The sequence below is a fragment of the Chryseobacterium sp. AG363 genome (genome assembly GCF_003610675.1).
In the GTDB taxonomy this organism is placed as follows: domain Bacteria; phylum Bacteroidota; class Bacteroidia; order Flavobacteriales; family Weeksellaceae; genus Chryseobacterium; species Chryseobacterium cucumeris.
Window position 1 is genome coordinate 459460 of the sequence record NZ_RAQF01000003.1, and the last position, 24089, is coordinate 483548.

A 24089-nucleotide genomic window follows, 5' to 3' on the forward strand; every position below is an offset into this window, starting at 1 on the left:
CTGTTGAAAATTAACAATAAAAGTATTAAAAAATAAATATACTCATGATTAAAAAATTATCATTGATCTCTTTATTTACTTTGCTGCCTGCGTCCTATTATTATGCGCAGACAACTGTGTTTGCGTATCTTAAGGATGCGGATGGCAAGCCTGTTGAGCAAGCAAATGTAGATTTAAAAGGAGCAGGAAATGATGCAAAGGCAGACAAAATCGGATATTTCCAATTTAAAGATTTGATGCCTGGACATTATCAGATTATGGTTACAAAACCCAATTTTGAAACTAAAATTTTTGAATTTGACGTAACCAGTGATGAGAAAAGAAAAGATCTTGGAGTAATTACTCTTTATTCTGCACTGAATGGTGCTGATCAAGGGTTAGCTATCATAGAAGATTCTGGAGAAAGTGATGGCGGTGGTGCACAGCAAACGGCCACGGTAGGTTTATTACAATCTTCTCAGGATGTTTTCAGCAGAATTGCAAGTTTTGATTTAGGACCGTACTGGTTCCGTCCAAGAGGAATTGATAGCAGAACAGGTGAGAACATGATCAATGGGGTTTCTATGGCTGCAGCTGATAATGGAGATGTAGACTTCAGTACCTGGGGAGGGTTGAACGAAATTACCCGTTACCCGGAAATTGCAGCTAACCATGCCCCTTCAGAATATGCCTTCGGAGGAACTACGGGAGTATTTTATAAAAATACAAAAGCCAGCGAGTACAGAAAAGGGAGCCAGTTGACATACTCTCTGACCAACAGAAATTATACCAACAGATTATCCTACAGATTTTCATCCGGAATGAATAAGAACGGATGGGCATTTACAGGAATGATCGCAAGGAGATGGGCACAGGAAGGGATTCAGGATGGTACCGCTTATGATGCATACAGTGGATATGTCGGTATTGAGAAGAAATTCAGCGACAGCCATACCATGACCTTAAATGCCATTGGTTCTAAATATGCCAGAAGCTCTTCAAGTCCAAGTACTCAGGAAGTATATGACTTCAGAGGTGTTCATTACAACTCTTACTGGGGATGGCAAAACGGAGATAAAAGAAATGAAAGAGTGAAAAGAGGTTTCCAGCCGATGATCCAATTACAGGATTTCTGGAAAATCAATAAAAACTCTCAGTTATGGACGTCTGTTTCTTACCAGTTTGGGAAAGAATACAGTTCAAGATTGGATTGGTACAGAGCTAATAACCCGTCTCCAACTTATTACCGTAATCTGCCAAGCTATTGGTTAAACTATAAAGATCCGTCTCCGGAGCAGGCTGCCAACATCGGAATCACAAGAGACTGGTGGACCAATGATGACCAGTCACACACACAGATCAACTGGGATAATCTTTATAATGCCAACCGAAATGTAGAATACAATGCATTATTGGGAGGAAGAAGAGCCGCTTATTATCTTGTGGATGACGTAAAAGATGATAAAGTATGGAATGTATCTACCCACTATACTTATAACTTCACCGATACTTCCCGTTTTATTTTAAACTTATCTTACCAGAACTACAGATCTGAGCAGTACAGAGAAGTAAATGATCTTTTGGGTGCTGATTTTGCCCTGAATATGGATCCGTTTGCATCCAACACCACGGCAGGAAGTGTTTGGGGAAAATTCAATACAAGAGAAAGCGATACTGATGTTGCCAAAAGAGAGGGTGATAAAATCGGGTACAGCTATATTTTCAGAAGACAGGAATTCAAAATAAATCCTGCTTTCAAATTCTCCACAGGAAAATTTGATGTTTTCATCTCGGGATTATTCGGTTACACGACAAACAGCAGAGAAGGATTGTTCCAACACTATCTGTATGAGTCTTCTTATGGTAAAGGTGCAGATCAGAATTTCTGGAATGCAGGCGTTAAAGGTCAGGTTACTTATAAAATCAATGGAAGAAACTTCCTGGTTTATAACGGAGCTTACTTCTCGCAGTCTCCTTTCCTGAATGATATTTACTTTAATACAAGAGTAAGTGGTGTTACCACTCCTGGTATCAAAAATGTTGTTGTTGATGCCAATGACCTGAGCTATGTAATCTCTACTCCGATTGTTAAACTTAGACTGACCGGTTATCTTGTTAACACCCAAAACGAAACAAGTGTACAACGATATTTCGCACAGGGAGTTAAACTGACAAACCTTACTGAGAGTGGTGATCAGGCTCCGGTTCAGGATGGTGCTTTCATTACGCAGGTACTGGCAGGAGCCAATAAGAGAAATATGGGGATTGAACTTGGTGCACAGGTAAAAGTGACGCCTACTTTAACGGCAAGTGGTTTATTAAGCTTAGGACAATACACTTATACTAATAATCCTACCGTTTATTTTGCATCTGATGCTGTTGGAACGTTCAGAGAGCTTGACGGGAACGGAAATATCGTATCAAGATCTTATACCAATATGGGCGAAGCAACGCTTAAAAATTACAGACAAGGCGGAACTCCTCAGGAGGCATATACTTTAGGTCTTCGTTACAGCAGTCCTAAATATTGGTGGGTAGGAGCAACATGGAACTATTTCGGGCATTCATTCTTAGATCCATCTCCGGTAACAAGAACCGCAAGATTCTATACCAATCCTAATACACCTGGAGTTCCTTATGATCAGGTAACTGATGAAGAACTTGCAAGAGTTCTTACGCCTACAAAGCTTCCTTCGGCATTCTTCTTCAATGTTAATGCAGGGAAGTCCTGGATGATAGGTAAGTATTATGTATTGCTGTCTGCATCGGTTAATAACATCCTTAATAACAGAAATTATATTACAGGAGGATTTGAGCAGACCAGAAACGTTAACTATATTGATTATGCGAATGATTACGACAGCGGAAATATGGTATTCGCTCCAAAGTATTGGTATAATCAGGGTAGATCTTATTTTGTTAATCTTCAATTCAGATTCTAAAAAACTAAAATTAAAAATCGAAAACAATGAAAAATATATATTTTAAAGCGGCGATCTTTAGTGCTATTTCAATGCTGGCATTCTCGTCTTGTGTAAAAACTGATGATTATGAGGTACCGGAAATCAAATGTACCAACAAATTTGCTGCAGCTAATCACCAGTTATCAGAAATTGTAACTATTGCAAAGGCAAAACCAGGAGAAGCCGACATCATTAAGGAAGATTTCATCGTAGAAGCTTATGTCTCTTCAAGTGATGAGTCTTCAAATCTTTACAAAATGATGTTTCTTCAGGATAAACCTGAAAACCCGACACAAGGGATTGAAATTGATATCGATGGGGGAAATCAGTATCTTGATTATCCTATTGGAGCTTTAGTAAGAATCAACCTGAAAGGATTGATCGTTCAGGGAGTTAATGGAAACATTAAAGTAGGTTCTTATGACCCTAACTATCCTATTGGAAGAATCAACCCTAATAAACTATCCAATTACATGGCAAGAGTTTGCGACGGACAAAAGCCTGTAGTAGCTGCAATGAAGCCATTAGAGTTCAACTCTATCTCTGATGCTTTGAAAAACGGTGCTCATATCAATCAGCTTGTGAAAATTAAAAATGTTCAGTTTGAAGAGCCTGAACTGACCAAAAATTTTGCTGACGAATCTGCAACAGGTGATCGTTATATTACGGATAAAAAAGCAGGTAGATTAGATCTTCGTTTCAGCAACTATTCAACGTTTGCGAAATCTCCTATCTCTCCTAAATATGAAAAAAGTGGTGATATCGTTCTTCTTCTGAGCCGTTTTACAAGCTCAAATAACACAACGGTTTTTACAGATCAGGCTTATATAAGAGATCTTAATGATATTAATTTCCCGAATGCCAGATTCACTCCAGGTCAGCCGGAACTTCCATCTGCTAATGCTGTCAATCTTTTCCCGAGCTCTGATTTTGAGAACTGGCCATCTTTCCTGTCAAGTTTAAATAGCTTTGGACTTATGTCTTATGCCTCTCAGGGTATTGGTTTGGGATATAATGATACAAACTCCCTTCAGATTAAAGGTACACCTGCCAATAATGATTATGTATTTACAGCAAATGCTGCGTCAGGAATACCAGCAGCTCCAAAGAGAATTACAATGTATATTAAAGGTACTGCATCAGGAAAATCCCTTTCTTTCAACGTATACAGAGCAACACCATTAGCTCCTAATACCTCTGCTTTCTATACATTCAATTTAGCAACATTCTCTACAGGTGCTACTTTAAGCCCGGAAAGTACGAATTCATATAACGGATCTATCAATACGAACGGACAATGGAGACTGATTGAGCTTACGCTTACAGGCCTTACCGATCTTAATACTACCGCTGGAAAACCAATGTTTGCCCTTAAAACAGGAAAAGACGGTGTGTATGATCTTCAGATTGATAACATCAAAATTGAGTAATTCATTAGGATAAAATATATTCTAATACACTTTATAAAAATCGGGCAGCTTGAAAGCTGCCCGATTTTATTTTAATAGTGGATATTAAATCAATTAAGGATTTAATACTTTTATCTCTAAAAACAGAAACTATATTAAGATGGAATATTTCATTTATGCATTAAATCATACTTACACCGATGAATCCCATACAGATACTAAATTTCTTGGATTTTCTAATAGTGTTGAAAACTTAGAAAAGTTGAAAGCCAAAGCAGTTGTTCTTCCTGGATTTAGAGATTATCCCGAATCATTTGTTGCCGATTGTTATATTCTGGATAAGATACATTGGAATGAAGGATTTCTGGAGGTCATTGGTGAAATTGGACGTGACTACATTGAAAAAGGTGACGACATAGATGCCAACTGTATTTCAATAAAAGAATTAGGCTTAAATACGGTTTTCAGTGTCAGCCATTATTATACAATACATACTTTTCTGGATGACGAAAGATATATCGGAGTATTTTCATCTTTAAAAAAAGCAGAAAAAGCTATTGAAGAACTGAAAGACAAGCCTGGTTTTAAAGATCATCAGAATGATTTTAATATAAGTGAGTTGGACCTTGATATTCTTTTATGGTCTACGGGATTTTGAGATATTAAAAAGCAAAAACCACTGCAGTCTATCTAAATGCAGTGGTTTTTATTTTCTTTTATTTAACCGTAATTGTTGGATCCCAGTAAAAGTAACCGTACAGAATCTGTTTGTTACTGTCATTCGGATCTAAAATATAAAGTCCAAACTGTACATAGAAATTCTCTGTTCCTGTAGCTTTTACTTTAGAATCGATACTCGCAAAAGTAATATCAGCGCTGGCGGCAGGAAGACCGTTTTGAGAATTCAGATTGGGCACGGCAGCCTTCTTTCTTTCCACAGAATTGTACATAAAGCTGTTAAAAACCTGATCACCGGACCAGTATTTAATATTGTAGATGATCACAGCATCATCAGAATTTTGATAGATTGATGTTCCTCTGAAAGAAACTATATCTCCGGCTCTCGCACTGAAGTTCAGATCAGCTGTGCCCTGTCCGGAAATAGCGTTGGCATTTGAAACGATCATATGCTGACTGTTATGATCAATTCCTGTAGGATTATTAGGATCCTTACTTGGATTTGGATAAGTAGATCTTACATAATCTGTGTCAATAACGATCAGGACATCAATTTCCTGACTGGATGATTTTAGTTCTATATCTTCCATGATATTTAGTTTTTGTCTGGTGTTTCCTACTCGTCTGGCTTTTCAGATTCCGCCCCGTTATTTAAGTGAATCCGGCTTCACTTTCCTGGTTGTAATTACAATACAAATGTACATTGCTGAAAATGAAAATAGTAGAGTGAAAATGCTGAAATTTTCGGTTAGGTATTTGTACTTAATTAATCTCTTTGTAGTGATTTTTTATCAGCCCAAAAAAAATACCCTGAAAAATTTGACTTTCCAGGGCACCCATTTTATAATGGTTAAATCTAATTTTCGTTTAAAAAGAAACCTCGTTCACTTCTTTTCCTCTCTGAAAATTCATTGTTTTCTGGCTGCCTTTATAGGCAATGTTGACAATGTTGATCTGCTTAGGAAAAGCACTTAAAAGGATCGTATTTTTAATCTTTAAGGTATTGATGTCCGAAACACCTCCGGTTTCAAAATATACCCATACAGTTTCTCCGCTGACCTGACTTCCTGTGAAGGTAATCGTTTTAGGAGAGCCATTGACAAATACATCAAAATTATTGTTCACATATTTTTTTACCTCTGCTTCAAATCCTGCCGTATTAGGGTTGATTTTAATAGCGTCAGAGATATGGCTTGTATTCATTTTTGTGGTAAACTTCAATGTCTTGCTTCCATCAATATAGTCAACTTTGGTCATTGAAGAGAAAAAGTCTACATACATAAAACTCATTAACACAAAAAATGTTAAAATTCCTGATATATATAAAAGTTTTTTCATCTTAATTAATAGATTTACAATCATACTTGCTAGTTATAAGTCACAAATAATATGCCAATTAGAAATTTACATTTACAGAATATTTATCATAAAAGGCTTTAATATGCGCTACAGCCTCATCAGCCGTATCTACCACACGATAAAGATCAAGATCGTCTTCCGCAATCATTCCCTCTTTTAACAGAGTTGCTTTAAACCAATCCAGTAATCCACCCCAGAATTCACTTCCTACTAAAACAATTGGGAATTTTCCAATTTTGTTGGTTTGAATCAAGGTCATCGCTTCAGTCAGCTCATCCAGTGTTCCGAATCCTCCAGGCATTACTACGAAACCTTGAGAGTATTTTACAAACATCACTTTTCTCACGAAAAAGTAATCAAAGTTCATAGAATAAGATTTGTTGATGTAAGGATTGAAATGCTGTTCAAAAGGAAGATCAATATTAAGTCCTATAGATTTCCCTTTGGCATTAAAAGCTCCTTTATTTCCTGCTTCCATGATCCCCGGGCCGCCTCCGGTAATAATTCCGAAACCTAGTTTGGTGATCTTTTCAGCGATATCTACCGCCATTTCATAATATTTGTTCTCCGACTTCAGTCGGGCAGAGCCAAATATAGAAACGCATGGGCCAATTTTAGCCAATTTTTCATAGCCGTCTACAAATTCAGCCATGACCTTGAAGACCATCCAGCTGTCTTTGGTGATTGTTTCGTCCCAGGTTTTCTGTCTGAAACTGTTATGCAGTTTTGTTTCGTTACTATCAAGTTCTGGATTTACTAAACTTTCATCCCTGGTTCCATCAATTTCCATTGCAAAAATTTATTTAAAATGTTTTTCGGCTTCTATTATGGAGGATGGTCTTCCGACATCAATAAGAATACTGTCGTGTACAAAACCATGTATATGCTCGGTCTGCATCAGATCCAGATATTCTTCCATAACAGAGAATTTGCCTGTTCTTTTTATTTTTTCGAAGATGACAGGATTGATACAATGAATTCCGCTGAATGCAAGGGCTCTAAAACCTTTATTGAATTCTGCCAACCTTTGTTCACCGGTCTGTACATTCAGCCAGCCTCTCAAAACCATATCATCATTGAAAAGGAGTTTTCTCGAACTTTCTCTGTCCGAAACCGCTAAAGTAGCAAAATCTTTTATCTTTTTGTGGTATTCTACCAATGCATTGATGTTCAGGTCTGTTAGAATATCAGCGTTCAGGATTAAAAAATCTTCTCCATGATCTAGGAATTTTCTTGCAAATATCAAGCCGCCACCAGTTTCCAGAAGTTCATTGGTTTCATCAGAGATTTCAATCTTGCACCCGAAATTATTGTTTTTATTCAGGAAATCAACAATCTGTTCTCCAAAATGATGAATGTTGATAACAAAATCCTTTATTCCGAAACTTTTCAGGTAATTAATATTTCTTTCCAGAAGCGGAATTTCATTTACCTTGGCGAGTGCTTTTGGGTGATGATCTGTAAATGGCTTAAGCCTGGTGCCTTTTCCAGCTGCGAAAATTAAAGCTTTCATTTTTTATAATTGATAAATGGTAATTGATGAATGATGATACTTTGTATCATCGATAAATGAAATTAAATCATTTATCAATGATCACTTATCATTTATTTATTCAGTTGCGGTTGTTCATCGTGGTGAAGAGTTACCTGAGTTCCTTCAGGATATTTTTCTCTGATAAATTCTGCAATTTTTATAGCGGAATATACTGATCTGTGCTGTCCGCCTGTACATCCGAAGTTGATTTGAAGATGTTCAAAGCCTCTTGCAAGATAATCGTCAATATTGATGGAAACCAGAGATTTTATAAGTTCTAAAAACTTTGGCATTTCTGTTTTGGTTTCCAGATATTCCTGAACTCCGATGTCATTTCCGGTCTGGATTTTATATTCTTCAATTCTTCCGGGATTTAAGATTCCACGGCAGTCAAAAGCGAAACCTCCGCCATTTCCGGAATTATCTTTGGGAATTCCTCCTTTTTTGTATGAAAAACTGTGTATCTCGATGTGTAGCATATTTTTTATTTTTAAACCATTAAGGCTTATTTAGTTATGTTGAAGTTGCTTTATGCTTGCTCAAATATTTTCAATCTATCAGTCTGAGCGGAGCCGAAGACTTATTTATTTATTATTTCTTCAATTTTTTGCTTTGCCTTATCAGACGTTAACTGCTGAATTACTTTTTTCAGTTCCGGATAATTATTCATCTGTTCCCATGAGTCTGCAAATTGGGTAATATTTTGTATCCCTTTCTCAAGGCTGGCCATGAAATGCTGCTTTCTCTGAATCAATCCTCGGAATCCATAGGCTCCCAAAACCTGTAAAAATCTCATCATCTGAATAGGCATTACTGCATTTTTCAGTTGGATTCTTGTTTCAGGATCTTCAAACTGTTGAATATAATATTCGAGCATTTCCTGTTTGAAATCTTCCGGGAAATTAGCTTTAGCCTGAAAAAGAAAAGAGATGACATCATACATCAACGGGCCTTTCATAGCCGATTGGTAATCGATGAAAGAGATTTCATTCTTTTCATTCACCATAATATTTCTTGCCTGAAAATCGCGGATCATAATTCCTTTAGGTTCAAGGTTCTCAATGAGCACTGCAATTTTTTTAAATTCTTTAAGAAGAGTAGACTTGTTGTACTCAAGTTCCAGAAAATCGGCGACAAAGTTTTTAAAATAATAAAGATCATGAATCACAGGAAGCTCATCATAACTTTCATATTCAAAGGTTTTTGAAAAATCAATTTTCCCCTGAGTCTGTAGCTGCAATTGGTAAAGCTTTTGTAAAGTCTGCTGAACCAAAGATTTTATATTGGGCGATAATTGTTCTTTTGTAATCACCTCGGAAAGTGTTTGTTGCCCTAAAAATTCCTGGATATACATCTTCCTGTCATCTGAAACAGCGAGGATGGAAGGAGTATTAAGACTCAGGTCAGCGAATACTTCGGAATAGTAAAGAAAACTTTCATTTTCCGGAATATTTTCATTGTACGTGATAATGTATTTCTCAGTACCGGCAGTGGCCAGAAAATTTACCCTCGCAGAGCCGCTTTGAGCTAATGTGACGAATTCGGAAGATTTTTTACCTATATGGTTTTCAAAAAATCGTTTTGCGTTTTCAGAAGTCATAATATGGAAACAAATATACTAAATTAACATGAGTTGGAAATGATAGATTTAAGAAGTGATGGATGAAGATCAAAGAGTTATTATCATGGAGATGTAGAATTTTGGTTTTATTAATTGTTTTTGTGAAAAATTTTCAATGTAAGTCTGGTAATTATATGGTTTGAACTCTTGTTTTTAACTTTCTTTATTCAAATTCAGGATATTACACACTAATTTTTATCTTTGTAGTATGCTGAAAGACTTTAAACCTGTTTTGGGTATCTTATTGCGTTTTATTATTATATATCTGGTGCTGCTCTTTGCCTATCAGTTCTATCTGAATAGTGGAAAAGACTCCGGATTGGATTCTTTTTCAAAGATGATAGCCAATCAGGTGACAGCTGTTCAGAATTCGATAGGTTACCCTACAGAACTTTATGACGATCTAAAGAACGAACAGGTTTGGTTTTATGTTAAACAGAATTATGTGACGAGAATGGTGGAGGGTTGTAATGCGATTTCTGTTATCATTTTATTTGTGTCTTTTGTTTTTGCTTTTTATAAAGGAACGAAAACTTTTGTTTTTGTGGGAGCGGGACTGGTATTATTGTATGTTATCAATCTTTTAAGAATTATAGGATTGAATATTGTCATGTCAGATCATAAAGAATACGGAAAGATGTTTCACGATTTTATTTTTCCTTCCATTATTTATGGAAGTGTGGTTGCCCTTTGGCTGATCTGGATTAAATTTTTTGCCTTAAAACATGAAAATTCTTAGCTGGTTTCTGGTTATCGCAGGTATATGCGGATTGATAGGGGTAAGAGCTTTGGAAGGTACTCTTTTTTATGACCCATTTTTAAACTACTTTCACGAAGCCAATAAACATATTGAGTTCCCTGCCTTTGAATGGGGAAAACTGATTGCAGGACATGTATTCAGGTTTATTTTAAATCTTCTTTTTTCCTGCCTGATTATTTACGGGTTATTCAAAAATAAGAACTGGACCATACAGGGAGCTGTAATGATGATTGTCGTTTTTGCTATTACATTCCCGATTTACCTGTACTGTATTCATAACAAATTTGAAATAGGATATCTTTTTTCTTTTTATATGAGAAGATTTGTCATCCAGCCTTTGATCATACTATTGATAGTACCGATGTTCTATTATAGGAAGAAGATGGGCGGTGAACAAGGCTAGAAAGGAGAATCTGAATTTTTATTCTCCCTCAACAATTGTGTGTTTATCCACACTCGTTACATTTTCCGGAGTCCATTCTACACGTTTAACAAATTTTTTTTCGCGGACAGGACATTCCTTGATCTGACAAACCGGACATGAAATTGGTTTACAGTCGTCCATATGGAAATTGAATTCAATATTGCGTTTTATATTTTTAGCAAGAAGGAGAATTACTTTTTCCATTTCATTGTGTGCATCGCGAAGGTCATAATACCAGGGAAGGGTAATATGCGCATCAATGTGAAGGGAAGCACCAAACTGCTGTATTTTCATATTGTGTACATCAATCCATTCTACATGTCTGCTGCCTTCAAGGATTTTAATCACCTGATTTAATATTTCAGGATCCTGTTCATCCATAATTCCGCTTAAAGATTTTCGGACGATTTTATAGCCTACAAATATGATATAAAGTCCAAAACTTAATGCTACTACAGAATCCAGCCAATAGATTTTGGTGAAATAAACAATGATTAAACTGGCCACTACGCCAAGGGTGGTAATGGTATCGGACTGAAGGTGTTTACCGGACGAAATAAGAACCAGAGAATTCTCTCTTTCCCCTTTTTTTATAGAGATATATCCCAGCAGGTAATTAACAACTGCAGTGGCTGCAATAATCCATATCCCAAGATCAATTTTACTGAGTGTTTTTCCTACAATAAGGCTGTGAATTCCTTCGTAGATAATCATAACACCGGCTATGGCAATCAAAGCTCCTTCAATTCCGGAAGTCACGAATTCTACTTTCCCATGGCCATATGGGTGATCATCATCTTTAGGTTTCGCTGCAAGATGAAGAGAATACAATCCCATAAATGCACTGATGACATTAACGATGCTTTCCATGGCATCAGAAAAAACAGCATCAGAATTAGTCAGTTTCCAGGCAATGATCTTTCCGATAAAAAGGATAATTCCAAATGTGGCAATAAGCTTTTGAAATCCTATTTTCTCTTTGTGGGTATTTTTCTGGGTATTCATATAAGTGTTTGATAAAAAAAAGAATCTCAATTCTGAGACTCTTTTTATTTTTGTTAGTTTATACTAAGTTGTTTGCTACCAGGTATTCTGCAATTTGCACAGCGTTTGTTGCTGCTCCTTTCCTCAGATTGTCTGCAACGATCCAGAGGTTGAGCGTTTTGGGCTGTGACAGATCCCTTCTGATCCTTCCAACGAAAACTTCATCTTTTCCTTCTGAATAAAGAGGCATCGGGTAGTGGTTGTTTTTTACATCATCCATTACGATTACTCCAGGAGTTTCAGATAAGATTTTTCTTACTTCGTCCAGTTCAAATTCATTTTCGAATTCGATGTTTACACTTTCAGAATGTCCTCCCTGAACCGGAACTCTTACAGCAGTTGCTGTTAAGTTAAAGGTATCGTCTCCTAAAATTTTCTTAGGTTCCTTCATCAGTTTGATCTCTTCTTTTGTGTAATCATCATCAGCAAATACATCACAGTGTGGCAATGCATTTTTGAAGATCTGATATGGATATACTTTTTCAGTAGTTTCATCTCCGCTGATTTCACCGTTTAACTGGTCTACAGCAGCTTTACCTGTTCCTGTTACAGACTGGTAAGTAGAAACGATTACTCTTTTTAAATCATATTTTTTGTTCAATGGCCCAAGAACCATTACCAATTGAATGGTAGAACAATTCGGATTTGCGATGATTTTATCTTCTTTTGTTAAAACATCAGCATTGATCTCAGGAACGACTAATTTTTTGTCAGGATCCATTCTCCATGCAGAAGAATTATCAATTACTGTTGTTCCTGCTTCTGCAAATAAAGGAGCGAATTCAAGAGAAGTAGATCCACCTGCAGAGAAAATAGCAATATCCGGTTTGGCAGCTATAGCGTCCTTCATGCTTACGATGGTAAATTCCTTCTGTTTATACTTCACCTTCTTGCCTACAGATCTTTCGGATGCTACCGGGATTAATTCTGTTACAGGGAAGTTTCTCTCCTCCAAAACTTTAAGCATAACTTGTCCAACCATTCCTGTTGAACCTACTACAGCTACTTTCATTGATTTAAATAAAAATTTAAGATTAAACTATTTATAAATTATAACGCATATAATTTTTTTGTCTGTTTTAAGCCCCGAAGACTCTTGTCCAAGGGAATGCAAATGCAAATAAACCTACTGCAATCAATCCCATAATTACTACTCCTAAAGAAATAGTATCATTGGATTTTACTTTTTTGTTGACAATAGTCATCAAAACTGCCGCAATAAGCATAGAGAATGGATGTTCAACATATTGGAATCTTAATGCTGCATTTTTCATTACTTCTCCCATGTTTAAACCTTTGCTGAAAGTGGTGATCAGCATAATGATCCCTAATAAAAACTGAACGTGGAAGAAAATCATTGTGAAAAGAGTTGTTTTCTTCAAAAATTTGTTCACTTTTCCACTGAAACCGAACATGGTAGCCAAAAGTGCAATGACAAATAATGTTACCAAAAGAATTTCAAGATACCCGAAACCTTTGTGGGCATTAAGTAAAATGTTGTAAAAATCCATAATCCTATTTTTTTGTACACAAAGATAACAAAAATCCCGGCTCAAAGCCGGGATTGATATTGAGAAAATCTAATATTATGATTTTATTAGAAGTTGAATGATAAGGTTGCTGCCCAAGTAGTTCCGAAACCGAAATAAGCACGGTTACCCGTTGCAATACCATTGTACATTCTACCAGCTTCTTCATAAGTTTTTCCTTTATCAGGATCATTGTTTGCTGTAATTTTATCCGTTCCAAATATACTTGTTGCAGAATCAGAAATATAAATTTTATCAAACAAGTTATAAACGTTAGCTCCGATTGTGAAGTACTGAGCTTCGTTTTGTAATCTGATTTTGTAAGAGAAACCTACATCAAATAAGTTGAAGTCAGGTAATTTCAATACTCCTCTGTCCTGAGCAGCAACATTGGTGAATGTTCCGGCGTCAATAGTAGAATAAAGTTTACCTACATATCTCCATGTTCCGAAAATATTAAGATCTTTTACTGGTTTTACAGTAAGTCCTAATGATGCAGTCATCTGAGGAATACTGTTGTTACTTGAACCTCCTACTTTTACTTTATCTAAGTATAGTTCGTTTCCTGCTGAACCTGCTAAAGTAACAGGATTATTATTATCGTCGAATGAAGCTACATTAGCATTTCCTTTATAATAGTAATCTCCCCAAGAGAACATCCCCTGAATTTCTAAGAAACGGTTTGGTTTGTAAACTCCATCGAATTCTACTCCCTGGTGAACTTCTGTAATACCATTGATTTCAGAATAACCTGTAGTCGTTGTACCATCAGCTAAAGTGAAAGTCTGGCTAGTTTTTCTCAACCATCTGTCTTTCCACTGTGTTCTGTACACGTTTACATTAGCAGTGAATTTTGCAGACCTGAACCCATAACCAACTTCTGCTGAAGAAATTTTCTCGTTCGTTAAATAAGGGTTAACAAGCTGTTGGTTACTTGGATAAACTGTGTTAAGGAATGGTTGCTTGCTATAATAACCTAAGTTAGCAAATACGTTATGCTGCTCATTAATGTTATAGTTAGCACCCCCTTTAATATTATATCCGAAAATATTTTTAAATCCTGTTTTCGTGTTGATGGTTTGACCTCTTAATGTGCTTCCGTCTACTACATAGTTATCAATTCTCTGGTAACCTTGATTAGATACGGAACCTTGTAAGAATGCAGATAGATTATTTTTAGTATATTCTACTTGTGCAAATCCACTGTACCAAATAACTTCTCCGTCATTGCTATACCCTACCTGATCTTCAGCTGGAGCTAATTTTCCTCCGAAAGGATTCCACGAAAGTTTTTTGTAATCATAAAGTGCATTTACTATTCTAGGTGTAGCGATGTTTTTGTTAGCCGCATCTTTATATCCTTTAGCTCCGTAAAGGTCTGTAAGCACCTGATAATGGTACCCGTAGTAGTATCTGTCGTCAGTACCGATTGAGAAATTCCAGTTATCATTAACTTTATGTTGGAAGTTTGCTAAAATACCATACCAGTTGTGTGAATTGATACTTGATCGACGAACAATTGTGCTTCCTGCACCTGCAGTATTTAAATTAACCGCTGCGTTAGCTGCAAAAAGAGCATCATAGTTAATGTGTCCTGAAGCATCTGTAAAGCTGGCATCATTGATACTTTTATTTCCTAGTCGTCCTAAATCACCTGTTCCACCACCTCTACCGTTAGACATGTATAAAACTGTACTTAATTTAGACTTTTCATTCATTGTCCAGTCCCAGTTTAACATCATCACCGGCTTAGAATAGTAGTTGGCTCTGTTTGCTAAAGCTACTTTATTTCCGTTGGCATCTGTGTAATAACCAAAATCTGAATTATATCTTCTATATGGAGTCCCGTCATGATCTGGGTTATAGTTAATATAGTTTTGGATAGTCGGTGCAAAAGTTCTTTGATCATGCCACTGAGGTGCAGAAGTAATTGAGAACTGTAAGTTATGTTTTTTGTTGATTTCATAACCTAATGCAAAGAAATATGCATAAGATTCATAATCAGTATTTTCAATATAAGTACCTCCGGCTTGTCTGCTCATTAAGAATGATGCGGAAACACCATCCTTAGATTTTCCGGTATTATAAGCAAAAGATGTTTTTAAATAGTCATTGTTACCAACTCCTAATCTAATAACCCCACCTCTTTTCATGTCTGCGGACTTGGTAATGAAGTTCATTGTACCTCCTACAGAAGCAATCGCTAATTTAGATGATCCTAAACCTCTTTGAACCTGCAATGTACTTGTTACGTCAGATAATCCAGTCCAGTTTGAGAAATAAACAGTACCGCCCTCCATATCGTTTACAGGCATACCATTTACCATTACTGCAATGTTTCTGGACTCAAACCCACGCATAACAATTTGAGAGTCTCCGAAACCACCACCTCCTTTTGTAGCATATACAGAAGGTGTTGTGTTTAGTATTTCGACAAGTTCTTGGTTTCCTTGTCTTTCTAAAATCTGTGCAGCTTTAATAGTAGATACTGCAACAGGCGTTTTTCTATCTTTAGCGATATCTGTAACACCTCTTAAGATTACCTCCTCAATGTCCTTAGATTTAGTTTTCGTAGAATCCTGAACTTCTTGAGCGTAATAAACACTAGCTGTAGATAATGTAATAACCGCAGTTAGTATCGATTTGTTGATTAATTTCATAATCGTTAGTAATAATTAGATTTAATTTTCTGCAAAATTCGCAAAATAAAATTTAACTATTATTAACTCAATGTTAATTTTTAATAAGTCTTAATAATGTTAAAGTGTTAAAAATCAATATTATGGCTAAAAATTGAATTTTTGTATGAAAAAAGTCATGTTATTGAATTTTTAACAAAGTGGGGGTGTTTTTGTTAAAAATTCAACGCTATTTCACTGCTTTGAGACTCAGATCTATATTCTCAGCAGAGTGTGTAAGGGCTCCTACAGAGATATAGGTAACGCCTGTGGATGCAATTTCTTTCAGCATATCGCGGGTAATTCCTCCCGAGGCTTCAGATTCACAAGAGCCATTGATCATTTTTACAGCCTCTTTCATTGTTTTTACATCCATATTATCGAGCATGATTCTGTCGACCTTTGCGTTAATGGCTTCCCGAACTTCTTCAAGGTTTCTGGTCTCAACCTCTATTTTTAACTTTTTCTTATTCTTTTTAACGTAATCTTTTGCCATTGCCACGGCATTGGTAATGCTTCCGTTGTAATCAATATGATTATCTTTCAGCATAATCATATCATAAAGACCATATCTGTGATTGGTTCCGCCGCCAATAGCTACCGCCCATTTTTCGCACATTCTGAAGTTGGGAGTTGTTTTTCTTGTATCTAAAAGTTTAGTTTTTGTACCTACTAATCTGGAATCCCATTCATGGGTAAGGGTGGCAATACCACTCATTCTCTGCATACAGTTAAGAACAAATCTTTCAGTAGAAAGGATGGATCTTGCACTTCCTGTAACAGTAAGGGCAACGTCTCCGAATTTACAGGGAGTTCCATCTTTAATGAAAACTTCCACTTTCAGATTTTTGTCAAAAGTCTTGAAAATGATTTCTGCCAATTCAACACCTGCAAGAATACAGTCCTGTTTCACTAAAAGCTTAGCACTTTGTACAAGGTCCTGTGGAATAGTAGATAGGGTAGAGTGGTCTCCATCCTGAATATCTTCTTCAAGTGCGTTTTTTATGAATGTTTTTAATGCTTTATCTGTAACGTATGCTGGTCTTTTCATTATATTATGCTTTTAAGCTAAATCTTTATTATAAAACGCTCCTTTATTCTCTGTCATTTCCATAGACTGGGTAATGATGAGGTGCGCAACAGTTGTTAAGTTTCTTAATTCCGAAAGTTGTGGTGAAAGAATGGAATAGTGGTAGATTTCATCCACAGCGGCTGCAATTTCCTGGTGTTTTTGAAGTGCCATATTCAGACGTCTGTTACTTCTTACAATACCAACAAGATCACTCATCATTTCCTGAAGTTGTTTTCTCAGATAGCTGACGATAACCATTTCGTCCATGATCTTCATACCTTCTTCATTCCATTCCGGAACGGCTTTCAGATCATCAAAGTTGAAATTGTTTTCATTAAGAAGATCTACCGTTTTCATAGCTGCATTATGACCGAAAACCAAGCCTTCAAGAAGTGAGTTTGAAGCAAGCCTGTTGGCGCCATGAAGTCCTGAGTTGGTACATTCTCCTACTGCAAAAAGATTTCTGATGGAAGACTGTCCGTCCCTGTCTACTTCAATTCCACCCATCAGATAATGGCAGGCTGGAACGACAGGAATCAATTGAGTGAAAGGATCAATTCCTTCGTCTTTGCATTTTTTATAAATATTCGGGAAATGTTCTAAGAATTTTTCATGGTTCATTTCCTTGCAATCCAAGCCAACAAATTCGTCTCCGGTAATTTTCATTTCGGCATCGATGGCTCTTGCAACAATATCTCTTGAGGCCAATTCTTCACGTTCATCATATTTATGCATGAATTTTTCACCTCTTTTGGTTCTTAATTTTGCTCCATCTCCACGAACGGCTTCTGAAATTAAAAACAACATTCCATCCATTTTGCTGTAAAGAGCGGTTGGGTGGAACTGGTAATATTGCATATTGGAAACCTTTCCTTTGGCACGGGCAACGAAAGCAATTCCGTCTCCGGTTGCAATTGTAGGATTGGTAGTATTTTTATAAACATGTCCGGCACCTCCTGTAGCAACCAGTGTTATTTTAGAAGTAATTTTTTTGATGGTTTTGGATTTCTCATCCAGAATATAAGCCCCGTAGCAGTGGATGTCTCCTTCATTAAGTTCTTTTCCCGGAACGTGGTGCTGAGTAATGATGTCAATGACATAATGATGATCAAGAATTTCAATATTAGGGCTGTTATTGGCTGTTTCCAGCAAAGCTCTTTCGATTTCAAAACCTGTGATATCTTTATGATGGACGATTCTGTTTTCAGTATGACCGCCTTCTCTTCCTAAAGCGAATTTGCCGTTCTTCATATCGAACTGTGCTCCCCATTCTACAATTTCATTGAATCGTGCAGGAGCTTCTCTTACCACCATCTCTACGACATCACGTTTATTTTCTCCGTCACCGGCACGCATCGTGTCGTCAATATGTTTTTGAAAATTGTCATTTTGAAAATCTGTAACGACAGCGAGACCGCCTTGTGCGTATTTGGTATTGCTTTCGTCTTCGTCAGACTTGGTTACAATAATGATTTTGGCATCAGGGTGCTGTTCAGAAACTTTAATGGCATAGGAAAGTCCGGAAATGCCGGAACCAATTACTAATACATCCGCTTTTATCATATGCTGGCTTTAGGTACAATCGTTTAAGATTAAATAAATTTAAACAATTTTTCGTTTGGTTTTCTTACTTTTTTCATGTGCTGGAAGTGATCTTCTTCAGAACGGTAACCTAAAGCGAGGGTAACAGTTACTTTTTCTGTTTCAGGGTCGGTATTCAGAATTTCTTCTATAAGATCCTGACGGAAGCCTTCCATCGGACAGGAATCTATATTTTCAATAGCGGCGGCATACATAAGATTGGCCAATACTATATAAGACTGTTTTTCTGCCCAGTTGAAAATTTCATCATGTGTTTTCTGGTTGATATGCTGATTAATGCTGTTTCTGAAAGGGTCCAGTGTTTCCATAGGAGTATTTCTTACTTCAGAAATATGATTAAAATACCCTCGGATATAGTTCTCTTCTATCACTTTTTTTGAAATAATAACAATAAGATGAGAACAGGTGGAAATCTGAGATGGATTATAAAAAGCAGGAATTAATTTCTGTTTCATCTCTTCACTTTCAACAACCACAATTTTATAAGGCTGAAGTCCCAGCGAACTGGCAGACAGCTTTCCTGACTCAAGAATGTTGTGAAGAGTTTCCTGAGGAATAATCTGATGATTGAATTTTTTTACAGAATATCTTCTGCTTAAAGCTTCCAAATAATTCATACGACAAATTTAAGAATTGAATATGAATAAAGAGTCTTTAAAATGAAATATCTCCTGCCTGTTCATACAAAAAAATCACCCCGACCGGCGGGGTGATTCTTTTGATGTGGTGGAACGTGTAATTATTCTCTGTTTTTTACAACAATCCAGCCTGAGAATTTTATCGGAGTACTGTTTTTATTATTTTCATTCCATGAAACAGAATACCAATAGTTTCCTGTAGGGACTTTTTTATGTCCATTGGTAGTTCCTGCCCATTTGTAGCCATTGGTTTTATCGGCCTGGAACATTTTATAACCATATCTGTCGAAGATGGCAATTTCCAGATTTTGTTTATTGGCTAATGCGGAGTAATCAACAAAATCATTGATTCCATCATCATTAGGTGTAATTATATTAATAAGATTCGGTACTGTAATATTAACTTCAACAGGAACGCAATTATAGGCATCTCTTACATATACTTTAGCTTCTCCTCTTGCAATATTGGTAAACACATTGGAATCCTGCCAGTTGATATTATCCATAGAATACTGATAAGGAGGAGTTCCACCGTTAGCATATACTGTTACCGTACTTCCTGAAATGTCAACCGTGGTAATAACAGGATTGTCGGAAGGATATACTGTTACTTTTTGTGTGGCAATACAATCTCCGGTTTTCAGTTTAACCCAGTAAGTACCTACTCCTACATTCTTGATGGATTGTGTGGTTGCTCCTGTGCTCCATTCATAGCTTTTGAATCCGGCTCCCGCATCTAATGTTGTGGTGTTTTCAATACAAATTGTCTTGTCAAGTAAAGTTCTTGAATAAACAGGAGGTATTACAGTTAAAGTAACTTTAGCAATAGAATAGCATCCATTTCCATTAAAAACTTTAATATAAACAACTCCATTAGGAGCAATGTATGCTGCCGGAGTTGAGATGGCATTAGTTCCACTGATAGCATCTGTCAACGATGGATAATATTCTTTTGTCAGTCCGCCCTGGGAAACAACAGCTCCTGTAAGGTTAAAAGAAGCCATAGATGGATTGGTTTCAATGAAACATGATTTGAGTTCAACGTCATTAACAACTACTACAGGGTAAATATTCAGTGTAATTTTAGAAGTACTGACACAACCCTGAGGTGTGGTTACTTTTACATATATTGTTGCTGCAGCAGAAGCATAGGCAGAAGGATTTGTTATCTGGTTCGTACCGTTATTCAGGTCGTATAAAGTAGGATAGAATTCTTTGGTAACTCCGGCAACAGTTGTTACAGCAGCAGTATTGAGGTCAAAGGTTGCTGTTCCTGCATTGTTGTTATTACATCCGCTAAGAGTAGCATCTGTTGCTGCGAATGGCGTAGGGTTAAGCTGAATAACACCATCACCATTATCACAAAGAGTAGACGTAGGATCTTTTACCACCACCTTAATCGTTGTATTTCCGGAATACTGGAAACTTGTAGGATTGGCAATAGGAGTAGAACTTCCCAATACATAATAAGTGAAAATATAATTTCCGGGATTATTTACAAATTGAGAATTATAAGAAGTAAGGTCTACTGTACCATTTCCGGTAGCTGGATTTGTACAAACAAATGGAGTTATGGTATTGCTTAAAATAGGAACTTTATCTACATATACTTTAACGTCTTTAATAGAATGTCTTGCACTGGCACCTCCGGTTGCTGCAGAGAAACCAAAATATCCCTGTGACATTCCCACTGCTCCTCCGGAAGGAGCAAAAGACTGATCTACGATAAGAACTCCGTTTATTCTTACTTTGATAATCCAGTTTGTAGGGTTGGTAAGGTCTGTTTCGCCATTTACTTCAACGTGTCTGTAGGTGTCTCCTACAAACGGCTGGGTAGCAATAAGGTCCGGAGAGTGGAATGTGCTTCCCGGAGTGGTGTTGAACTCGATATTATTACCTGCTGTGTTATTGGTACCATAAAGAATGTGAACTTTACTCATCTGGCCTTCAGTGGTATTGTTGAAAATATCAAAACCAACCATGAGCCCTGAAGCATTGGCAGGAATTCCCAGACCTCCTCCTGATACAAATCCTGTTGGCGGATTGGCAAGATACCAGAAAGTAAAGCCGTCTCCTTTTCCAAACTGAGTGGTTCCGTTTCCGTCTATTCTGAAATCGAATTCTACTTTCCATTTATCACAATAGCTTAAGGTAATAGGAGTGGATAATTTTACAGCTCCATATCTGCTGGTTTGATCAGTGGTAAGTCTTACAAAGTCTCCGCTTACTATAGCGTCAGAGACCAGATCCCAGCCAGTCGTATTGACAGGATTTCCGGTAAGTTGATAGGTTTGCGAAAGAAATCTTCCCGGCAGGCATAATAAGATAGTCAGTAAAAAAATGAGTATATCTTTTTTCATAGTGGATGGATTATGATGTTATTGTTTTTTTTGATATAAAATTGTTTTTGTGTTTACATTATTGATGATAAGCAGCGTCCGGCCTCAATCTGGTTGGGCAAATCCTGTTTTTTAATACCGAAACTACCCCAAATGAGGTAGTTTCTGATAGTAATTTTATTCTCTGTTTTTAACCAATACCCAGCCTGAGTATTTAGTTTCAGTATTGTCTTTGTTGTTTTCGTTCCATGAAATGGTGTACCAGTAAGTTCCTGTAAGAACTTTTTTACCGGAAGCCGTTCCGTCCCATGTAAAGTTTCTCATTTTTCCGGCTTCATACAATTTGTTGCCATATCTGTCGTAAACAATAAATATCAGATTTTTCTTGTAAGCCAGTGCTGAGTAATCAATGAAATCATTCACGTTGTCGCCGTTTGGAGTGATAGCATTAATCAGGTTAGGAACAGTAATCTGAACTTCAACAGGTGTGCAATTGTAAAAATCTTTTACATAAACTCTTACTTCGCCCCTTGCTAAACCTGTGAATATGTTGCCAGGCTGCCAGTTCATTCCATCCAGAGAAAACTGATACGGAGGAGTTCCGCCTGCTACATTTACTGTTATGGTGTTGTTGTCAATATCAATGCTGGAAATCACCGGATTTGCAGATGCTTTTACATTGACAGTCTGCGTAGTGATACAGTTGCCGGTTTTCAATTTTACCCAATAACTACCAACGCCTACATCTTTGATAGATGAAGTTGTTGCTCCGGTGCTCCATTCATAGCCGTCAAATCCAGGTCCTGCATCCAGATCTGTTTTTTCTCCGATACAAATGATTTTGTCTTTCAGAACAGAAGAGGTTACAGGTGGTAATACAATAAGGTTGATTTTAGCAATATTAAAGCATCCGGTGGCGTCTGTCACTTTAGCGTACACTGCAGTACTTGTAGATAAATACTGGAGAGGATTCATAATTTCGTTGGTACCGTCTAAAGCATTGGCGATGGATGTGTAGTATTTTTTTGCAGTGCCTGCTCCTAAAGTAGTAACATCTGCGGTTGTCAAGTTAAAGATAGCACTCGTAATATTATTTTCAATGAAACATGATCTTAGAGTAGCTTCTTTCACAGGAGTGTCCGGATAGAATGCAAGGGTAATTTTTGCTGAACCTGTACATCCCTGAGGAGTTGTTACTTTTACATAAACAGCTCCGGGAGCAGATAGATAGTTGTCAGGATTTTGAATCTCATTCGTATCGGCGTTGAGGTCTGCTAACGTTTTATAATATTTTTTTGTAACTCCCGGAACATTGGTCACCGCTGCTGTATTCAGATTGAAAGCTGCTGTTCCTGCTTTGTTATTATTACATACCGTAATCGTTTTGTCTTCCGCTTTGAAAGGAGCAAGAACCAATAAAATTTTACCATCCGGGTTATCACAAAGTAGTCCTGCATTATCTTTAATAACAACTGTTACTGTTGAGTTAGCATTGAATTGATAATTGGTGGGATTCGCAATAGGTGTAGAGCTTCCAAATGGATAATAGGTAAATGTATAATTGGAAGGATTGCTGACAAACTGTGAATTGAAAGAAGTAAGGTTTACTGATCCGTATCCGGTTGTAGGATTAGGACAGAATGACTGTGTTGCTGAATTCTGTAAAATCGGAACTTTATCCGTATAAATTTTTACATTTTTAATGGAATGTCTGGATCTTGCACCTCCTGTAGAAGCTGAAAAACCAAAATATCCTACAGTCATTGCAGCAGCAGCACCTGAAGGCGCAAAAGACTGATTGCAAATTACATTACCGTCTATTGTTATTTTTATAATCCAGCTGGTAGGAGCTGCAGGATCTACCTGTGCCGTTACTTCAACGTGTTTAAAGGTTGTTCCCTGAAAAGGCTGTGTCGTATTCAGATCCGGAGAGTGGAAAGAACTTCCGGGAACATTAAAAAATTCGACATTATTGTTGTCAGTGGTGTTTTGAACCAGTCCATACCCAACGTGTACCTTACTCATGGTAGCAGTGGTGGTATTGTTATAAGTGTCAAGTCCTACAACAAGTCCTACAGCATTTTGAGATACTCCAAGTCCTGAGCCTAATACACTAGCTACCGGAGGGTTGGCAAGGTACCAGAAGGCAATTCCATCTCCATTGGAGGTTTGGTTGGAATCCATCCTGAAATCAAATTCCACTCTCCATTTGTCGCAATATTTTAAATTAATGGGGTCATTCAGCCTGATAGAACCGGATTGGTTGTTGGTATCCGGGGTCAGCTGAATAAAATCTGTGTTTACCTGAGTAGGGGAGACCATCGTCCATCCGGTAGTATTCACTGGATTTCCGATAAGCTGATAAGTTTGAGCGAAGGACTTTCCAGCTATACAGAGTAAGAAAACAGATAAATACAATAATAGATTTTTATTCATTTATAATGGGACTTAGATTAATAT

20 protein-coding genes are annotated in these 24089 nt (G+C 36.9%); 5 read left to right on the forward strand and 15 right to left on the reverse strand.

The genetic code is table 11. From position 1 onward, the window contains the following. Window positions 1–44: 44 nt before the first annotated feature. From DEU39_RS15010 to DEU39_RS15020, 3 genes are all read left to right on the forward strand, one after another. Complete coding sequence (locus tag DEU39_RS15010; protein WP_120232499.1) at window positions 45–2921, forward strand: carboxypeptidase-like regulatory domain-containing protein; 2877 nt, start codon at window positions 45–47, stop codon at window positions 2919–2921. Between the two features lie 26 nt (window positions 2922–2947). After that, a complete protein-coding gene (locus tag DEU39_RS15015; RefSeq protein WP_120232500.1) occupies window positions 2948–4372 on the forward strand; it encodes a DUF5689 domain-containing protein in 1425 nt (474 codons plus the stop codon). Between the two features lie 139 nt (window positions 4373–4511). Further along, a complete protein-coding gene (locus DEU39_RS15020) occupies window positions 4512–5009 on the forward strand; it encodes a hypothetical protein (RefSeq protein WP_062673318.1) in 498 nt (165 codons plus the stop codon). 58 nt (window positions 5010–5067) lie between these two features. Here the strand turns inward: DEU39_RS15020 and DEU39_RS15025 are convergent, their stop codons facing one another. The 6 genes from DEU39_RS15025 to DEU39_RS15050 form a co-directional block, all read right to left on the reverse strand. Then, window positions 5068–5619, reverse strand: coding sequence for an inclusion body family protein (locus DEU39_RS15025; RefSeq protein WP_120232501.1), 552 nt, complete (start codon window positions 5617–5619; stop codon window positions 5068–5070). Window positions 5620–5896: 277 nt separating this feature from the next. Further along, window positions 5897–6367 carry a DUF6702 family protein gene (locus DEU39_RS15030; RefSeq protein WP_227941116.1) on the reverse strand — a complete coding sequence of 157 codons (471 nt, stop codon included), beginning with the start codon at window positions 6365–6367 and terminating at the stop codon, window positions 5897–5899. 58 nt (window positions 6368–6425) lie between these two features. Then, complete coding sequence (locus DEU39_RS15035; RefSeq protein WP_120232502.1) at window positions 6426–7178, reverse strand: TIGR00730 family Rossman fold protein; 753 nt, start codon at window positions 7176–7178, stop codon at window positions 6426–6428. Between the two features lie 9 nt (window positions 7179–7187). Beyond that, a complete protein-coding gene (locus DEU39_RS15040) occupies window positions 7188–7901 on the reverse strand; it encodes an NDP-sugar synthase (RefSeq protein ID WP_062673322.1) in 714 nt (237 codons plus the stop codon). Window positions 7902–7993: 92 nt separating this feature from the next. Further along, on the reverse strand, window positions 7994–8401 hold the full coding sequence (locus tag DEU39_RS15045) for an RNase adapter RapZ (protein WP_062673324.1): 408 nt from the start codon (window positions 8399–8401) through the stop codon (window positions 7994–7996). A 101-nt stretch (window positions 8402–8502) separates the two neighbouring features. Then, the gene (locus DEU39_RS15050; protein WP_120232503.1) at window positions 8503–9522 is read right to left on the reverse strand and encodes an aminoglycoside phosphotransferase family protein; all 1020 of its coding nucleotides are present in this window, start codon (window positions 9520–9522) and stop codon (window positions 8503–8505) included. 229 nt (window positions 9523–9751) lie between these two features. On the opposite strand from DEU39_RS15050, the gene xrtF reads away from it, so the two are divergent. Both xrtF and DEU39_RS15060 read left to right on the forward strand, forming a co-directional pair. Further along, a complete protein-coding gene (gene xrtF / locus DEU39_RS15055) occupies window positions 9752–10282 on the forward strand; it encodes an exosortase family protein XrtF (protein WP_062673329.1) in 531 nt (176 codons plus the stop codon). Further along, complete coding sequence (locus DEU39_RS15060) at window positions 10269–10706, forward strand: exosortase F system-associated membrane protein (protein ID WP_062673331.1); 438 nt, start codon at window positions 10269–10271, stop codon at window positions 10704–10706. The genes xrtF and DEU39_RS15060 overlap by 14 nt, the downstream gene beginning before the upstream one ends. A gap of 18 nt (window positions 10707–10724) precedes the next feature. On the opposite strand, the gene DEU39_RS15065 is transcribed toward DEU39_RS15060, so the two are convergent. The 9 genes from DEU39_RS15065 to DEU39_RS15105 all read right to left on the reverse strand — a co-directional run bounded on the left by DEU39_RS15065 (window position 10725) and on the right by DEU39_RS15105 (window position 24065). Beyond that, window positions 10725–11732, reverse strand: coding sequence for a cation diffusion facilitator family transporter (locus tag DEU39_RS15065; protein ID WP_120232504.1), 1008 nt, complete (start codon window positions 11730–11732; stop codon window positions 10725–10727). Window positions 11733–11790: 58 nt separating this feature from the next. After that, window positions 11791–12783, reverse strand: a complete 993-nt coding sequence (locus DEU39_RS15070; RefSeq protein ID WP_062673335.1) for an aspartate-semialdehyde dehydrogenase — start codon at window positions 12781–12783, stop codon at window positions 11791–11793. Between the two features lie 67 nt (window positions 12784–12850). Continuing rightward, the gene (locus tag DEU39_RS15075; RefSeq protein ID WP_034691532.1) at window positions 12851–13282 is read right to left on the reverse strand and encodes a hypothetical protein; all 432 of its coding nucleotides are present in this window, start codon (window positions 13280–13282) and stop codon (window positions 12851–12853) included. An 86-nt stretch (window positions 13283–13368) separates the two neighbouring features. Further along, the gene (locus DEU39_RS15080; protein ID WP_120232505.1) at window positions 13369–15960 is read right to left on the reverse strand and encodes a TonB-dependent receptor; all 2592 of its coding nucleotides are present in this window, start codon (window positions 15958–15960) and stop codon (window positions 13369–13371) included. A gap of 208 nt (window positions 15961–16168) precedes the next feature. After that, on the reverse strand, window positions 16169–17029 hold the full coding sequence (nadC, locus tag DEU39_RS15085; protein WP_120232506.1) for a carboxylating nicotinate-nucleotide diphosphorylase: 861 nt from the start codon (window positions 17027–17029) through the stop codon (window positions 16169–16171). 12 nt (window positions 17030–17041) lie between these two features. Continuing rightward, window positions 17042–18613 carry an L-aspartate oxidase gene (gene nadB, locus DEU39_RS15090; RefSeq protein WP_062673341.1) on the reverse strand — a complete coding sequence of 524 codons (1572 nt, stop codon included), beginning with the start codon at window positions 18611–18613 and terminating at the stop codon, window positions 17042–17044. A 29-nt stretch (window positions 18614–18642) separates the two neighbouring features. Beyond that, entirely contained in the window at window positions 18643–19269 is a 627-nt protein-coding gene (locus tag DEU39_RS15095; RefSeq protein WP_034691525.1) for an NAD(P)H-dependent oxidoreductase, read from the reverse strand. A 122-nt stretch (window positions 19270–19391) separates the two neighbouring features. Continuing rightward, window positions 19392–21650 (reverse strand): T9SS type B sorting domain-containing protein, encoded by a 2259-nt coding sequence (locus DEU39_RS15100; protein WP_062673343.1) that lies wholly within the window; start codon window positions 21648–21650, stop codon window positions 19392–19394. 156 nt (window positions 21651–21806) lie between these two features. Continuing rightward, complete coding sequence (locus DEU39_RS15105) at window positions 21807–24065, reverse strand: lectin-like domain-containing protein (RefSeq protein WP_120232507.1); 2259 nt, start codon at window positions 24063–24065, stop codon at window positions 21807–21809. Window positions 24066–24089 lie beyond the last annotated feature (24 nt).

What these genes read in the sequence shown, in the direction of transcription:
- DEU39_RS15050 (WP_120232503.1), bottom strand. Translation starts at nt 9,522, where the DNA reads ATGACTTCTGAAAACGCAAAACGATTTTTTGAAAACCATATAGGTAAA.
- DEU39_RS15025 (WP_120232501.1), bottom strand. Translation starts at nt 5,619, where the DNA reads ATGGAAGATATAGAACTAAAATCATCCAGTCAGGAAATTGATGTCCTG.
- DEU39_RS15010 (WP_120232499.1), top strand. Translation starts at nt 45, where the DNA reads ATGATTAAAAAATTATCATTGATCTCTTTATTTACTTTGCTGCCTGCG.
- xrtF (WP_062673329.1), top strand. Translation starts at nt 9,752, where the DNA reads ATGCTGAAAGACTTTAAACCTGTTTTGGGTATCTTATTGCGTTTTATT.
- DEU39_RS15070 (WP_062673335.1), bottom strand. Translation starts at nt 12,783, where the DNA reads ATGAAAGTAGCTGTAGTAGGTTCAACAGGAATGGTTGGACAAGTTATG.
- DEU39_RS15020 (WP_062673318.1), top strand. Translation starts at nt 4,512, where the DNA reads ATGGAATATTTCATTTATGCATTAAATCATACTTACACCGATGAATCC.
- DEU39_RS15095 (WP_034691525.1), bottom strand. Translation starts at nt 19,269, where the DNA reads ATGAATTATTTGGAAGCTTTAAGCAGAAGATATTCTGTAAAAAAATTC.
- DEU39_RS15045 (WP_062673324.1), bottom strand. Translation starts at nt 8,401, where the DNA reads ATGCTACACATCGAGATACACAGTTTTTCATACAAAAAAGGAGGAATT.
- DEU39_RS15065 (WP_120232504.1), bottom strand. Translation starts at nt 11,732, where the DNA reads ATGAATACCCAGAAAAATACCCACAAAGAGAAAATAGGATTTCAAAAG.
- DEU39_RS15060 (WP_062673331.1), top strand. Translation starts at nt 10,269, where the DNA reads ATGAAAATTCTTAGCTGGTTTCTGGTTATCGCAGGTATATGCGGATTG.
- DEU39_RS15105 (WP_120232507.1), bottom strand. Translation starts at nt 24,065, where the DNA reads ATGAATAAAAATCTATTATTGTATTTATCTGTTTTCTTACTCTGTATA.
- DEU39_RS15100 (WP_062673343.1), bottom strand. Translation starts at nt 21,650, where the DNA reads ATGAAAAAAGATATACTCATTTTTTTACTGACTATCTTATTATGCCTG.
- DEU39_RS15080 (WP_120232505.1), bottom strand. Translation starts at nt 15,960, where the DNA reads ATGAAATTAATCAACAAATCGATACTAACTGCGGTTATTACATTATCT.
- nadB (WP_062673341.1), bottom strand. Translation starts at nt 18,613, where the DNA reads ATGATAAAAGCGGATGTATTAGTAATTGGTTCCGGCATTTCCGGACTT.
- DEU39_RS15075 (WP_034691532.1), bottom strand. Translation starts at nt 13,282, where the DNA reads ATGGATTTTTACAACATTTTACTTAATGCCCACAAAGGTTTCGGGTAT.
- nadC (WP_120232506.1), bottom strand. Translation starts at nt 17,029, where the DNA reads ATGAAAAGACCAGCATACGTTACAGATAAAGCATTAAAAACATTCATA.
- DEU39_RS15035 (WP_120232502.1), bottom strand. Translation starts at nt 7,178, where the DNA reads ATGGAAATTGATGGAACCAGGGATGAAAGTTTAGTAAATCCAGAACTT.
- DEU39_RS15040 (WP_062673322.1), bottom strand. Translation starts at nt 7,901, where the DNA reads ATGAAAGCTTTAATTTTCGCAGCTGGAAAAGGCACCAGGCTTAAGCCA.
- DEU39_RS15015 (WP_120232500.1), top strand. Translation starts at nt 2,948, where the DNA reads ATGAAAAATATATATTTTAAAGCGGCGATCTTTAGTGCTATTTCAATG.
- DEU39_RS15030 (WP_227941116.1), bottom strand. Translation starts at nt 6,367, where the DNA reads ATGAAAAAACTTTTATATATATCAGGAATTTTAACATTTTTTGTGTTA.